Genomic DNA, 15,190 nt, shown 5'->3' on the forward strand with positions numbered 1-15,190 from the left:
AAGTTTAAGTGTGGTTCAGCAGGCAGCATCAGCCTGTATAAACGGATTAAGCGTTAAATCATCGGCATCGCCTGCACCGCGGCGCGGTCCCAACCAAGTACTCCAACCCAATTGCGCATCGCCGTTCATACTATGCGCGCCGGTCGTTTCGGGTTTTCCTAAGGCCAGCTCTTCCGGTACTTCGGCTTTTTCCAAAATCAATTGTGCGTCCCAGACCATTTCGTCGCCGACATAATTGCGGACGATGGCCACCAACTTGGGCAATAACACCCCGCCCGGCAGCAAGGCCAAATATAGGCTACGGCGCAACGGCCCGATAACGACACGAAACTTATGTTGACAACCCCAAACGCTAGCGCCGATCACAACAGAGCTCCCCAGAGAACAGGTGTCTTTGCTCCAGCCCAAACGAGTTTGCTCACGGGGTTGAATGTCCATCCATTCGCCAACAAATTCGGCGACGCGGACCGGCACTTTAAAAATATCCGAGACAATGGCTTGTAAACCCCCAGGATGTTTGGTCTGCGCGGCAAAATGCCCGGCATAAAACAATTTGCCTCGGTCGGTCAGTGCGTCCCGGTTCTGAAACGGCGCCCCGGAAATACCCAGCATGGCACCCACGTAAAAACCAAAGCGGTCTGTATCCGGCCGGTCGTAATGCACTTCCGGGCGGGCATTGGCCCAGGCCCGGTAAAACAAACTAATCATGCGATGATGAAAAACATCGGCAAAACGAGCAAAGGTCGGATCGTGATGGTGGCGCTGCCGCTCTCGGGCATACTCGGTCAAATGCAGCGGCAGCGGGCCGTTGGGACCGAACAAACCCATAAAATTCACCGCCAATCTCGGTTTACCCAGCCCCGTCCCGCCCGGCGAATAGTAATCGACAGCGGTAGCAGGAAATTCCAGTTCCGGCTCCTGGGAAAAACGCACCGCATCGTCGGCCGCTTTTACACTGGTACCGAAACGCGGCTTATCGCTATTCAGGCATTCGATTAACCGCACCGCCTCGAAAAAATCGAAGCGCGACGCATCCTTCGTCAATTCACCGATTAAATCGTGTGCCGACATCCCATCCTCGCAGGCCAGCGGGCCACTTCACCACGATCAGTAGTGCGTATTACGGTTTCTACGAAAGAATTGATCGATACGTAGCGGGCGAAAAACCGCTCCAATACCGTTGCCAACAGAAAATAGCCACCACCTTCAAATGCCGACTCGTCTAGCATGACGGTAATTTCCAAGCCGCGCCCGAACACCATCGGCCCCTTGGCATCGATGCGTCTGACCACATTTTTTGAAGCTACGGAAAGCACGCCCTCAACCTGTTTCTTGATGGCCGGTTCGCGCTGGTCAGCATACAGGCCCAACAACTCACGCAATGCCGCCGCACCGCTCTTGGCATCGGTATCCAGCAGCGACAGATAGTTCAGCGACAAATGATTGATCAGGCGCCACACGGTATCCGCCTCATACGCAGCCGGCAGCGGCCGGGTCGGGCCGGCGATACAACGCACCGATTTCACTGGCGCACTAACTTGCAAGGTAAAATCGGTATCACCTTGGCCTACCGGCATCACCAGCGGCAAATCACGATTGGTACATAAGGTATCCAGCCCCAATTGCGCCAACTTGCCGGAATACGGCGCCTGGGCCGCATCGACCAAGGACACAAAAACTTCGCTGCCGATATAACTGGAACGCACGCCCTTGCGACGTTGATTTGAAGACAGCACGCGATTCACTCGCCGTAAGCTGAAAAACGCAGTTTCCCCGGCGTGCTGGTAGGACGCTTTAGAGCCGTAAAAAGGCAGAAAGGCCTGTTCGCTCTCCTGATCGGCACCGAAACCGGTGGCTTCATTGACGCTGTGCACTTCATAATCCATCGGCCGGCTGCGATCCACCACGATGTGATATTCAGACTGCCGCTGGTCGATATGGATCCGGTCGGCACGCTTGGGGAACAAATTGATAGCCGGCACGCAGAACAAGGCCAAATTGTTCTGATCCAACACATTAATCAGTTGCGGTTCGCTGCGGTCGAACAGCACGAACAACTCAATCTGTTCACTGTCACAGTTACTTGCTAGCTCTCCCAGTCCACCAAGTTCGACAAACAGGTAACGGTCCGGGAATGCGAAATATTCCTGCAATATTCGATAACCGTCGAACGAGCGCGGCGTCTGTCTGAGTAAAGCCTCGTCCGGCTCGAACCCCAGACCGCGTAAACCGCCGGCAGACAGCGTGCGAATTTCCGTCGAGACCCCGTTATGGAAACTGCCGACGATGCCGCTTACATTTGCCAACAGTTGTTCGTACAAGCGATACGGGATATTGCCGACACCGCGCAGAAACAGCGGCAGCCGGTCCAGGGCAATTTCGTTGAACTTTAAACCGCCCACACTATTCAAGACGATACGTAAGGCCGCTTTGACCGGTCCGCGAAAATGTTTGGCCGTCAAGCCGCGACTGGACACGGCAGCCAGACTCGGCAGATATTCAATTTGGCCTATCTGCAACGGTAACAGTTGCAAGTCTTGCGCAGTACGGTACTCGCAGGCGGTTTGTTCGCCTCTGGCGATCTGGCTGCGCAACACGGTATCCTTGGCTATCGTGATCCCGTCTGCCAGAGCCGCTTCGGCAAAATCGGGTTTCATCTCCACCACCGTCATTGATGGCGTAGCCGACAAATAGTGCGGATAGATAATCTGCAATAATTGCTGGGTAAAGCTGGGAAACTCGGAATCGACCTTCAATTGCACTCGAGCCGCCATAAAAGCGAAGCCTTCGAATAAGCGCTCTACGTACGGGTCGGAACATTCGAAAGTATCCAAGCCCAAGCGATTGGCTATTTTCGGAAACTCTGCGGCAAACTCCGCGCCTACTTCACGGACGTATTGCAACTCGCGGTTATAGTATTTAAGCAGCCGGGGATCCATGGTTAACCGTCCAGTTCCTTGACGCTGATTTCGCCGGTTTCCAGATCCAGGTCGCTGCGAATGTATAAATGTATCGGCAGCGGCTGCGCCCACAAATCGCCTTCGATACGAAACGACAACGCCTTGTGATTCATTTGATCATCGGCTTTTGCCAATTCTACCGACAGCGAGTCCGCCAAGATTCTCGGCTCGAAATCATTAATTGCCTGCCTAACCTTGCGTTCGATCTTTTTAACGTCAATCCCGGTCAGCGATACGCCGGACAAGACCGGCGTTCCGTAATTCAATACGGAACGAGCCACAAACGGATAGTCGGTCAAATTGACCATGCTCTCGAACGCTGCGGTATTCAGCAGCCAGCTTAAATCGCGCAATACGCTCTGCCGCAACTGGCGCAGAGACATGACACGTTGCTCGCGGGTTTCCGCGCGTTTGTCGGGAGCTTCGTCGGTCAACCGATCCAGCAAGGACGGTTGGAGACGTTCCGCGTGCAGTAAATCGGCCATTATTCCAGCCCTACCGGCGCATTGAATTCAATAGTACGGACATCTAACAGCGCGTAATCGTCGACGTCGGTGGCCAATAGGCGCTGCCCCTTGCCATGCATTAAACCGTCTGCGACTTCAGTCCATTCGGTTAAACGGGACAGGCGGATGCGAGCGTCCGAGTCGGCTTCCGAACCCGGATAACGGCAAGGTATCAAGCCGCTGGCTTCGCCACCATTGATCCAGGTAAATTGCGCCGGTATCCATACCAAATCGCGTAAATCGGTGGGTTTTTCCAGCTGTATCTTGCTGATCTGCATAAACGGCACCCAGTAGTAGCGACCATTGACGACGGCCTCCAACACCGGTCCCAAACGGCTATCAGCGTCTGCTAACCATTCAAACGGTGTACCGTCCAACGCTCCAGCGGTAGCCGGCGCCTGCTGTAAGGCCTCAGTTCGTAATGCCACGGCCTGCTGAAAATCGCCGCTGTTTTCCCGTATTAGCGCTTCTAACAGTAAAGCCAACCATGCTGGCGGCTCGCCAAAAATCAAAGGCGTTTTGCGTGCGGCAAACACGTCCTTACGTAATGCTTCACAGAGTAAAACTTGTTCGTAGGTACTAACCATCAACAAGGTGGAGGCATCCAAATCGCGCAACACATTAAGTTGATTTAGCGCCTTATCCCACAGGCCCTGCACGCAATACAGCTGAAACAGCAGGATCCGCGATTTAGGATCGGCCGGATTTTGCCTGATGTACTGCTGGGTTTGCTGCAATGCCGCATCCAGCTCGCCTTCGGCGATAAGACGTGAAACGTCCTGCATACGATTCTCCGATGAGTGCAAAAATAACCCCAGTGGTTTTGGTTCCACCGGGGTCGGGGATTACACGGTTTCGTTTTTCATCAAGTTCCAACCTTTGAATGCGCCGGCGGCTGGTGCTTCGCCTTCGCCGAAAGTGTTGTACTTCATTTTAACTTCGTTGAAGTTGATGGATATGCTCTCGTGAGGGCGGTCACCGCCGCTGGATTGGCTGTAGCCGCTGATGATAGCGTCGGCCAGTTCGATTTCCAGATACACTTGACCCTTGGCATCCGCGCCGCCGGTTTGGATGAAATGGAATGTTGCTGTACCCAAGCTTTTGCCGCAGATGGACTGCATCCACAGGTCGACGGACGCGATGTCCATGCTTTTAGTCAGGGTGACTTCGGAAAACGAAGGATTGCTGGTATCGCGGTCTTTGCCGACGCCGCTGGTCGAAATGGCACGACCTACGCCCATTTGCAAACTGTCTACGGTAATCCAGTCCGTATGGCTGGCTACGGTGCTATCGCCTTTAATTTCGGTCGCGAATTTTAATAAGATCATAGTGCTCTCCTTTCGAAGTTAGTGATAAAAATACAAACGGGCATCCACCCACAGATTTACAGCTCCGGCAAGCCGGGATATAAAACGACTAACCGCCACTGCCGGGAATTTCGTATTGCTGCCCCGGCAAATAGCGTACTTCCTAGCCTTATTCAACGAATAGGACTTAACCTTTTTGCGACGGTAATTTAGATGTCAGTCGCAAGGAAACCGTCAACCCTTCCAACTGATAGTGCGGTCTAAGGAAAAACTTAGATTGATAATATCCAGGATTACCCTCGACTTCCTCGACCACCACTTCCGCACCGGCCAATGGCCGACGCGCTTTGTCTTTTTCGGTGGCCACTGCTGGATTGGTCAACACGTATTGGCTGATCCAGGTGTTCAACCACGCCTGCATGTCTTGGCGCTCCTTGAACGATCCGATTTTGTCTCGAACGATGCATTTCAGATAGTGCGCAAACCGGCAGGTGGCAAACAAATACGGCAGGCGCGCGGCCAGATTGGCGTTGGCGGTGGCATCCGGATCGGTGTATTCAGCCGGTTTTTGCAGCGATTGCGCACCGATGAATGCGGCGAAATCGGTATTTTTTTTGTGCAACAAGGGCATGAAACCGCTTTTGGCCAATTCCGCTTCACGGCGGTCGGTAATGGCGATCTCGGTCGGGCACTTCATGTCGACGCCGCCTTCGTCGGTAGGAAACGAATGCACCGGTAATCCTTCCACTGCGCCACCGGATTCAATACCGCGAATCTGCGAACACCAACCGTAATATTTGAACGAGCGATTGATGTTGACTGCCATCGCGTAAGCAGCATTAGACCAAGTATATTTACTGCTATCGGCCCCAGAGGTATCTTCCTCGAAATCAAACTCTTCGACCGGATCGGTTTTCGAGCCATAGGGTAAACGGCTCAGGAAGCGCGGCATAGCCAAACCAAGGTAACGCGAATCTTCGGACTCCCGCAACGAGCGCCACGCCGCGTATTCCGGCGTTTGAAAAATTTTGGTCAAATCGCGTGGATTGGCCAATTCAGACCAACTTTCCATTTGCAGCACCGATGGCGCCACGCCGGAAATGAACGGGGTATGCGCGGAGGCACTGATTTTTGCCATCTCGCCCAACAATTCCACATCTTGCGGACTGTGATCGAAATGGTAGTCGCCCACCAAGCAACCGAAGGGTTCGCCGCCAAAGGTGCCGTATTCTTCTTCATACAGTTTTTTGAACAGCGGGCTTTGGTCCCAGGCGGTACCTTTGAACTTTTTCAGGGTTTTACCCAACTCGTTTTTGGTGATATTCAACACGCGAATTTTCAACATTTCGTCGGTTTCGGTGTTGTTGACCAAGTAATGCAAGCCGCGCCAGGCGCCTTCCAGTTTTTGAAAATCGGGATGGTGTATGACGAGATTTAATTGTTCGGTGATTTTCTGATCCAGGCTGGCGATAATCGACTGGATCGTTTTAATGGCATCGTCGGATACTTTGGAAACATCCTGTAACGCATATTGCGCCAACGTTGTTACTGCGGTATTGACCTGATTGGCTGCCTCGGTGCCTGGCTTGAACTCCTTGGACAATAATGCGGAAAAATCGTCCAACTCCAGGGTTTGGGTTGCGCCTTGTCCGCCTTGGGTTTCTAATTCGGCCATGGCTTACTCCCCTTTTCCTTCAGCGGCATCACCGCCTGCTTCCGCCGGTTTCGCTGACGCCGCCAAGGTTTGTAGCAACGCGGGGTCGTTAACTAACTTCGCGATTAATTCCTCCGCGCCGGTTTTACCGTCCATATAGGTAATCAAGTTGGACAACTGGGTTCTGGCTTCCAAGACTTTATCCAAGCCCGCCACTTTTTTGGCAACCGCTGCGGGAGAAAAGTCATCCATACTTTCAAAGGTGATATCGACATTCAAATTACCTTCGCCGGTCAAGGTATTGGGAACTTGGAATGCGACCCGTGGTTTCATCGATTTCAATCGATCATTGAAATTGTCGACATCGATTTCCAACAATTTGCGATCCGCCACTGGTGCTAAAGGTTCGGCTGGTTTACCGGACAAATCTGACATGACGCCCATCACGAACGGCAACTGCACCTTTTTTTCGGAACCGTAGAGTTCAACATCGTATTCAATCTGTACCCGGGGTGCCCGGTTTCGTTGTATAAACTTCTGACTACTTTCAGCCATTGTATTCTCCGCTTGACATTAAGAAGGACTACCAAAAATCAGTTTCTAACTTGGGTCGGGACCCTTTATCGCACTTATTTGGGAAAGCGCATCCGGCATTAAGTTTTGGACGATTTCCAAGAAATCTGCAGTTGCCAGATGCTTGGCCCGACGCAACAAAATGGGCACGGGGCTAGACGGCTCGTAGTCCGCATAATATTTACAAAGCGCATCCAACGTTCTAACCACATCTTGGCGCGACTCAATGGCGCCGCTCACCGCTTTGGATTTAACGGGCTTTACCTCATCACCCGCCTCAGCGCTGCTGCCATCGTCGCTTGCCTCAGTCTCGGCGTCGCTGGACAACCGCGACCCCGCGTAATGATCGAAATCATCCCTGACTTCCTTCAGTAAAGCTTTCAACGGCGTCAATACCGCGCCTTGGCTGGCTCCGACTTTTTCGTTGACGAAAACATCGATCCGCTCGACGATCTTGATACTGTCGACTAAGGCCTGATAATTATCAGCTAACGCCGCGTCATCCATATCCAGAAAAGCCGCGTTGATAGCGCCGTTGTCTGGCTTTGTCAGGCCCTTGGGCACTTCCAGCCGGTCGGTTGCGTACTGAATGTCACGCAAACAAAACCTGCCGATGGCTTTCGACTCGACCAGCACCGCCAAACTTAGAGGCCTGATTATCAGGTCGAAGCTGGCAAGCTCTTCCAAAATATTGATTCGCGACGTCGGATCCATGCCATCGTCCGGATCGAGTTGAGGGTGTATGGAATCCCAATAACGAGTCAAGGACTCTTCCAGAAAGCTCAGTCCATCGCGAAAACCTCTCCAACCTTCAACATTGATCAGTGTCCGGATCAAGTACAAAATGACTTGCAAATCCTTGGAACGCTGCAATAACGCCAAAGCCTCCTTGTAGACCTCGCGCCAGTTAGGCGGCAACGCCTTCTCGCCAGAAAACTGATTTTCCGGGGTCCCTAAGATATTGGTGTCCAATGCCACTCTGGCATTGTCATACTCAAGGTTGTCACCACAAGGCTGCTCCGCCGAAACGGGTTCTAGTAATCCGGACAAATCCGCCATTTTTAAGCCTCTATGGTAATCCAATTGTTAACATCAACCGATTGAAAAGCGGTAACGAAACCTTGTGCCTTGCGCCCCGTTTCTTACAATCGACCCAATTCTATAGTGCCCCGGACTTGTTACGCCGGTATTAAGCCCAAAACCAATTCGCATTAGTCTAGTCGGTTTTTCATGTCACGCTTTAAACTAAAAAACCCTAAATGTCGCGGAATCTTATACCTATCAAGTTGCATTTGCTCATCAATAGATAAGGCATCGGGATCATTTAACATGCCAACTCATGAACCCTACGCCTACAAAACCGTAAGACATTGATATAACATGATTTAAAATTCAAACGGCGTGCTAAATCACAACATGCACACACCATTGCAGCGCCAAGTCGGCACGATATTTCGTAACGGATACGATATTCGGTACTTGCGGTGCCTGGCTACCGCGAGGGGAAATACCGTTTTCCATTGAAAAAATCCGTCCATTGTTTCGTGGTGCAAAAGCATCTCGCGTTCTAGCGTCGCCGAATGCTCACATCGGCTGCTTCAAATCTTGGGTCTATCTATACTAAGCGCACGTTGACAGCCATTCCCCAAAGACACTACCAACCACAACCATCCATCTGATGGATCTACGCGCTTTTAAGATTGTTGAAGCGTATTTCTTCCAAAAGATACCGAGACCTAAGAATCCGGACGTAAGGGCAGCATCCTGATTTCGGCTTAACCACTAAATTCGGCGACTAACACAGTAATATTATCTCGACCGCTTCTGCTCAAAGCTTGGTTAATCAGGGCTTCAGCGGCCGACTGGCAACTGCCTGAGCCCATCAATTCCGCAATTTCGGCTTCCGATAATTCTTTATCCAAGCCGTCGCTACAGAGCAGATAACGATCACCGCCGGCAGCCTGAAAGCGCAGCACATCCAACGCCAGCGTCAATTGCCCACCCACCGCGCGGGTAATCACATTCGCTCCCACTTGCTGGGCCGCCACTTCCCGGGTCATCACACCAGAATCCATCAATTCGTCGATCAAGGTATGGTCGCGGGTAATCTGCGTAAACTCGCCTTGGCGTAATTGGTATAAACGGCTATCTCCCGCCCAAATGGCGGCGCACTGGTCACCCTTGGCCAGCAAGGCGACTACCGTGGTTCCGACAATACTGCCTTGCTGAATGCCCGAAGCAAAACGGCATAAATCGTCGTTAATCTTATGTAATTTGCGGGAAACGGCTTCGACCTGATTATCCAGGTTTTCGGTAAATTCCAAGGTCGATAAAGAATCCACCACCAAGCGGCTGGCAACATCGCCGGATTGATGCCCCCCCATGCCATCAGCAACCACCCACAGCCCCAGTGACGGGCAATCGAGCAAAGCATCCTCATTGTGCTTACGCTTATTGCCGACCACCGTAACCCCGTAGGAAGCCCACTTTGTCGAGTTCGGAAGCGTTATGTCCTGGCTCGCCGTTGCGCCTACCGCAGAGGCGCTCGGCTCTCTCTCGATTTTTTTGACGCTTTGGTCTTGGCGATAGCTCTGCACCTGCCAAGATCTGCCAGCCTGCGGCATACCCTGCAAAAAACTCGCGTAAGCATCGATAGGCGGCAAGCCTTCGCAAATCAGCAGATTGGGGCGATTCGACTGACCGCCTTCACTTGCCCAAATACTGTAACCCGGCATAAAGCGATCCAACAAACGCTGACTCAAGTGCGGAAACACTACATACGTCTGATCCAGCCCCTCCAAATCGAAACGAAATGCGAGCTTGCCGTTAGATACCCCGAATCCGCCGCTAGAATCAGCTTGAAAATACGGCGGTGTCAGGCTGTCAGCCGAACCGATTTCCATCAGCCCCTTATCAAACCGGTCCAGATCGCAGGAGTCATTCAACACTGATAGCGCAGCGTCTTCCAATTGTGCAAACCATGCCGATTCCGGCGAAAACAATGACAACAAAGACTCCGCACTGACGGCTTGCGCCAACGTCAACGGATAATAGCGACCGACCCTATCCACACTGGGCATCATGACACCGGCCCAAGCACTCGCACCGCACACGCCAGGTCTCAAAGCAAAGCGCCAAAGCGGGCTAACCAAAAACAAGGATAACCAACTCTCTCCTAATGTTTCCTGACTGGAACGCATCGACGCCTGTAACCACTGATCCCATGGCTCGATAAAGTGCCTGGGCAGCCGCCGACTGACAAAATCGCCAAGGCCCGGCACTTTTCCGAAAAAGCCGACGCTCAACCCATCCATAGCATTCATAGCGACTCCGGACAACGAAAGCTTTGATATTCGCTGATGCCAAATGGATTATTAACACTGGCCGCGCGCAACTCAAATTTTGCGGTATAGCCCTCCAGTTGTACGGTCAAATTGAAGCGGTCCGGCAGGCCAGTGGGTTGGATGTTGAATTCGTCGAACATCCTGAACAATGCCCAGGCCCCTTCCTTAGATTTGCTGACTTGTTTGCCGTCCAAACCTTCGAACACCACTCTGACCCCGGCACTATTATTGGTGCCGGGCCATTGAAACTTGGTGAGTTGCTCAGGGCCATGGCGATAAACCAACTCCTGGCCTTCGACATTTAACCTGAAGGTGCTGACTTTGTCGTCCAAGGCTAAGGGTTTTAACTCGAATTGCACTTGCGGCACCGCGCCGCCGCCGGGAAAAAATGCGTCACGAATTTTCGATGCAATCTGAAACTGGCGAATACTGGCTGCCGATAAGCCTAAAGCCTTATCCGAACTAAGCTCCTGCCACTGCACCGCTGCGGTATCGACAAATGCCTTGAGGTTAGCGTTAAAAAACTGATCGACAATCCCGTTAGCGGCAAAAACTTTGCCGAAATCAGCCATCAGCACATCCTGCTGAGTATTTTTCGCAAACGGATAACGGCCAGCCAAAGCACTTTTGCACGGCATCGTCACCGCTGTTTTCAACATTTCGTTGAGTTGCCCTTTCGCGCCGGTTTTGATTTGTTGCCCGCCCGTGCTGGTCAACGCATTCAGCGAGGCTGCAACCGGACCGGGCAAACGGGCAAATTCCATTTTGGCTGCTTGCAGAGGGTCAACACCGCCGCCGGCAAATCGCGCCGCTTCGGTAGACAAGGCTTGACCGCCACTATTGGGTGCCGACCCAATCTGCATCAGATAATCGTGCAGATTTTTGATACTCGCCATCGTCGCATTGATCGGAGCAGGCCTGTCGGCAGCGCCCCGCACTTGCATATTGTAAGGTTCGAAGTAAGTTTCCAAAGCCTTGACCGGGTCCACACCGCCGTCGCTTTGTTTAGCCATCGCCAGCAGTTTTTGGGTAGCGGCCTCCGGAACCGCCAAGGCCCCGCCGGTGGATTTTGCCAATGCATCGGCCAATTCGGACGAGAGCTTGCTTAACGCGGTATTTTTTTCGACCAACTCCAACAAAAGCTTCAATGGCGAATCGGGTCGCGACAGCAGATCCAGCGTATCTACCAGCTGGTTATTGCTGGGCTGCGGGCGGAACTTAACCGCCGTCAGCACGCTATCCCAGGTCTTTTGGTAATCTCCCAAATACAGGCGTTTGAAATCGCTATATAAACGATCAATTTCGACAGGCGTACTTGCGCCGTTTACGCCAAGTACCCAATTTTGTTCGCTGGCTTCCTTGACGTAAACCATGCCTTTTTTCAGAAATAGCTCCGTATAACCGTAACTGCTAAACAAGCCGGGGACCACCAACGTATCCAATTCCTTGCCGTTCGCAGTAAACACTCGGCCGCCATTCGGCGCTAATTGTCCGGCAACCGAAATGTCGTGGCTGCGATCAAACAGCGCCTCACTTTTAAAACGGCTATAAAGTTGATTGACCAGAGGAATTTGCGTCAATTTATTACGCACTGCGTCGACAAAACTGTTATCGATAGCAGCTGGATCCAAATTCAAAGCCAACAAATTATCCAGATGTAACTGTAATTTGGCTTGGGTCTCCGGGTCGGTGGCGAACATTTGCTCCCAATCCAATTTCACCCAAGGCTGTGCAACCTTGGCATCCATCCGTTGCGGCTCGCCGAACATCAGATAAACACGCAATAATTGGTAAAGTACATCCAGATTTTTGCCTTCATCGCTTTGCATCCGCTCTTTCAAGCGCAGCGTAATCAAGGCTTGAAAATTTTCACGAAGCAAGCGCTGATAGGCAATATCGATGGCTGAATCGATTTTGTCGCCTTGGTATAAACCAAAACCGCTGCTCCAGCCGGTTTGTGCATACACGTCTTTGGCGGCTTGTAAGGCATTAAGCTTGGGCAACAAGGCCAAAAAACCGGAGCGCGAATCGGTGGGAACAAGATTACTGGCTCGGTAAATTTCTACCTGTTTTTCGACATCGGCAATCGCCGACTTATTCGTGGCAAAACTGACCATCCACACCACTACCGCTATTGCCACAAGCGCAAAGGTGGCGGCAAAGCCGGCGAGGTTCATCAAACGAAAACGCCGCTCGACCTTTGGATCCACACCCACCAATTCGGCTTCTGGAAACACCACTTGTTTCAAAAGCTTAGTCAGAAAGTAGCTTTTACCGCGCCCGCTCATTAACGGTGTTGCTTGCCTTTCCAATCTAAAGCTTGAGGCCAACGCCGCCATCACTCTATCTATCGGCGTACCCTCTTGGGTGCCGCTGCTGAAATAAACGCCGCGCAACAGGAAAGGCTCTTCGTAGCGATTGGTGGCAAATGCGGCATCCAAAAATCCGGTTGCCACCGATTTGAACAGCATCATTTGTTGAGGAAAATCGAAAATAGCCGTACGCCGCTGCACATCGCGCTCTTCCTGGATACGCTTCAAACGGCGTTGTACCAACCTCTCGGTCAATTCGTCATAGGCCTTTTCAAATTGCACCAAGTGAGCGGCCAGATCTTCTTTATCGTTGTCGGCACGAATAAACGTCTCACCCCACACCTGGCTTCGCTCGTCTTCGGTTAAATTGGCAAAAAAATCGCTAAATCCCGCCACGAGGTCCACTTTCGTGAACAGCACGTAGACTGGCAATTGCACACCCAATTGCGCATTAAGTTCCGTAATCCGCCGCCTGATTGCTGCGGCATGCTGGCGTAACTCTTCCTCTGTCTGCTGAATTAAATCGCTGACGCTCACCGCCACAAATACCCCGTTCAGAGGGCGGCGTGGTCGATATTTTTTTAACAGCTGCAAGAAACCGTGCCAGGCGGTAGCATCCACTTCTTGATGGCTATCTTGGGTGGTATAGCGACCGGCAGTATCCAATAACACCGCTTCGTCGGCGAACCACCAATCACAATCTCGCGTGCCGCTGACGCCTTTTACCGAATGCTTGCCCAAGCGTTCGGCCAAGGGAAAATGTAATCCGGAATTGATTAATGCAGTAGTTTTGCCGGAGCCTGGCGCACCGATAATGGCGTACCAAGGTAATTCGTAAAGATACTGCTTCCGAGCGCGTTGTTTGGCGCTAGTGGCTTTCAGTAAAGTCAAAGCCTCATCGAAACCGCGATTCAGCACATCCAGCTCGGCCGCCGAGGCCGATTGCGCATCGTTTGCATCAGTGCCGCCAGCCAAATCGGCCATCAAACGCTGCTCGCGTTTACGCGATAACAGCCACGCGACCAAGCGGTAAAGCAACCAACATCCGAATATGACGCTTATCGTTATAATCCGGCTTAAATCGGTTTCCAACGGCACACTGCCGGCAATTGCGATTAAAGGCCCGACAAACCAAATCAGTACCGACAAAATCACGATACCGATCAGTTCAAGCACCCACTTTGTTTTAAAAAAACTGATTATCCGTTCCACGCGGTATTCTCACTTAATCAAGATGTCGACGCGCCGATTTAGGGCTCGATGTTCGGGCGTGTCATTAGGCGCCAAAGGCTCGCCATCGGCCCGGCCTTCTGCTCTAGCCGCACCTTTTAGTTGGGCGGACGCAGTCAAAATTGCCAAGACGTTTTTAGCGCGTACCGCAGACAAATGCCAATTGGACGGAAAGCGGGCCGACACAATGGGCTTGTCGTCGGTATGTCCGGTTACCAAAATCGAGTCTTGTTCATTCTCGAGTTCTTTGGCGATTTTTTTCAACATCGGTAGAAACTCCGGTTTGACTTGATCGCTACCGGAGGGGAAGGAATTACGAACGCGAATGATGCTATCGTCGACCACTTCGACCATATTCTGGGCGATTTCATCGCGTAATAACGGTTTAAAGCGTTCCAATCTGTTGGCAATAACCGGTGCAGACGGAGTGATCGTAGCGGCCGCTGCCGCTTGTACCGGCTCCTTGGCCAATTTCAGTAATTCCCGATAGGCAGGATCGGATACCGAATTAATAAAAAACGCAAACCCCAGATAACAAAGCAGCAACAGGCCACCAGCTACGCTGGCAAAAACCCATAAGGGCACTTGCGTTATCAACGAGCTATTACCACTTTTTTGCCCGTGCCAGCGCGGCGACAGCTCCGCGGGGAAATCCCCTCTTACTCGCTGAATCAGTTGATACAACTCAAGACGTTGTTTTTCCAATTCGTTGGCGCCATTGGCCATGACCCGATATTTGCCTTCGAATCCAAAACTTAACAACACATAGCAAAGCTCAATGAGCGGTAAATTTTGCGCGGGTTGTTTCACCAGATGTTCGAGTATTTGGAAAAAGCGTTCGCCGCCCCAGGCTTCTTTATGAAAAAGGATAAGCAGGCTTTGATGCCCCCAATTACTCTGCGAACCCCAAGGCGTGTTTTGGATAATTTCATCCAGAAAAGTACATAAATCGTAGCTCGCCATTCGCATAGTTTCTTGCTGAAACCCTGCATTCAAGCCACGGTTCTCGAATTCTCTGACTTCTTTAGCCAACTTTTGCTTTAGTTCATCAACTCCAGAATATCTAACGGTTGTTCTGAGCCTAGCCGCCAAGGACAGAATGCCGGCTGATAAAGTCAATAATGAACCGCTATCCGCTCCGGAAAGCACACTGAGCGACGGAATGTTGATATTTGAGGTCGGCTGCTGGGGCGGCGGAGATGGCGGTATTTGTGTCACTGATGGCTGCTGCGGCATTCGTCCACCTGGCGAAGGCCGCAACACTGTTTTGTCGTCATCGCCGAAAGGTCCTTGTTGCACCATGT

At 51.8% G+C, this 15,190-nt stretch carries 11 protein-coding genes; all 11 read right to left on the reverse strand.

Translation table 11 applies throughout. From position 1 onward, the window contains the following. Positions 1-15 precede the first annotated feature (15 nt). Complete coding sequence (gene tssG / locus JWZ98_RS20620) at positions 16-1,071, reverse strand: type VI secretion system baseplate subunit TssG (RefSeq protein ID WP_205451569.1); 1,056 nt, start codon at positions 1,069-1,071, stop codon at positions 16-18. Beyond that, positions 1,053-2,939: a type VI secretion system baseplate subunit TssF gene (tssF, locus tag JWZ98_RS20625; protein ID WP_205451570.1), complete on the reverse strand. Its 1,887-nt coding sequence runs from the start codon at positions 2,937-2,939 to the stop codon at positions 1,053-1,055. The genes tssG and tssF overlap by 19 nt, the downstream gene beginning before the upstream one ends. A gap of 2 nt (positions 2,940-2,941) precedes the next feature. After that, positions 2,942-3,445, reverse strand: a complete 504-nt coding sequence (gene tssE, locus JWZ98_RS20630; RefSeq protein WP_033159218.1) for a type VI secretion system baseplate subunit TssE — start codon at positions 3,443-3,445, stop codon at positions 2,942-2,944. Then, on the reverse strand, positions 3,445-4,251 hold the full coding sequence (locus tag JWZ98_RS20635; protein WP_205451571.1) for a type VI secretion system accessory protein TagJ: 807 nt from the start codon (positions 4,249-4,251) through the stop codon (positions 3,445-3,447). Before JWZ98_RS20635 ends, tssE begins: the two co-directional genes overlap by 1 nt. Positions 4,252-4,311: 60 nt before the next feature. Then, positions 4,312-4,794, reverse strand: a complete 483-nt coding sequence (locus JWZ98_RS20640) for a type VI secretion system tube protein Hcp (protein ID WP_033159220.1) — start codon at positions 4,792-4,794, stop codon at positions 4,312-4,314. A 166-nt stretch (positions 4,795-4,960) separates the two neighbouring features. Continuing rightward, a complete protein-coding gene (gene tssC / locus JWZ98_RS20645; protein ID WP_026603012.1) occupies positions 4,961-6,448 on the reverse strand; it encodes a type VI secretion system contractile sheath large subunit in 1,488 nt (495 codons plus the stop codon). Between the two features lie 3 nt (positions 6,449-6,451). Further along, positions 6,452-6,982 (reverse strand): type VI secretion system contractile sheath small subunit, encoded by a 531-nt coding sequence (tssB, locus tag JWZ98_RS20650; RefSeq protein WP_033159221.1) that lies wholly within the window; start codon positions 6,980-6,982, stop codon positions 6,452-6,454. A gap of 45 nt (positions 6,983-7,027) precedes the next feature. Further along, positions 7,028-8,059 carry a type VI secretion system protein TssA gene (gene tssA / locus JWZ98_RS20655; RefSeq protein WP_205451572.1) on the reverse strand — a complete coding sequence of 344 codons (1,032 nt, stop codon included), beginning with the start codon at positions 8,057-8,059 and terminating at the stop codon, positions 7,028-7,030. 716 nt (positions 8,060-8,775) lie between these two features. Continuing rightward, entirely contained in the window at positions 8,776-10,323 is a 1,548-nt protein-coding gene (gene tagF, locus JWZ98_RS20660; protein WP_205451573.1) for a type VI secretion system-associated protein TagF, read from the reverse strand. Further along, the gene (gene tssM / locus JWZ98_RS20665; protein WP_240348119.1) at positions 10,320-13,832 is read right to left on the reverse strand and encodes a type VI secretion system membrane subunit TssM; all 3,513 of its coding nucleotides are present in this window, start codon (positions 13,830-13,832) and stop codon (positions 10,320-10,322) included. Before tssM ends, tagF begins: the two co-directional genes overlap by 4 nt. A gap of 45 nt (positions 13,833-13,877) precedes the next feature. Then, entirely contained in the window at positions 13,878-15,188 is a 1,311-nt protein-coding gene (gene icmH / locus JWZ98_RS20670) for a type IVB secretion system protein IcmH/DotU (protein ID WP_205451575.1), read from the reverse strand. Positions 15,189-15,190: the final 2 nt, after the last annotated feature.

The organism is Methylomonas sp. EFPC1 (assembly GCF_016925515.1).
GTDB classification, from domain to species: Bacteria; Pseudomonadota; Gammaproteobacteria; order Methylococcales; family Methylomonadaceae; genus Methylomonas; species Methylomonas defluvii.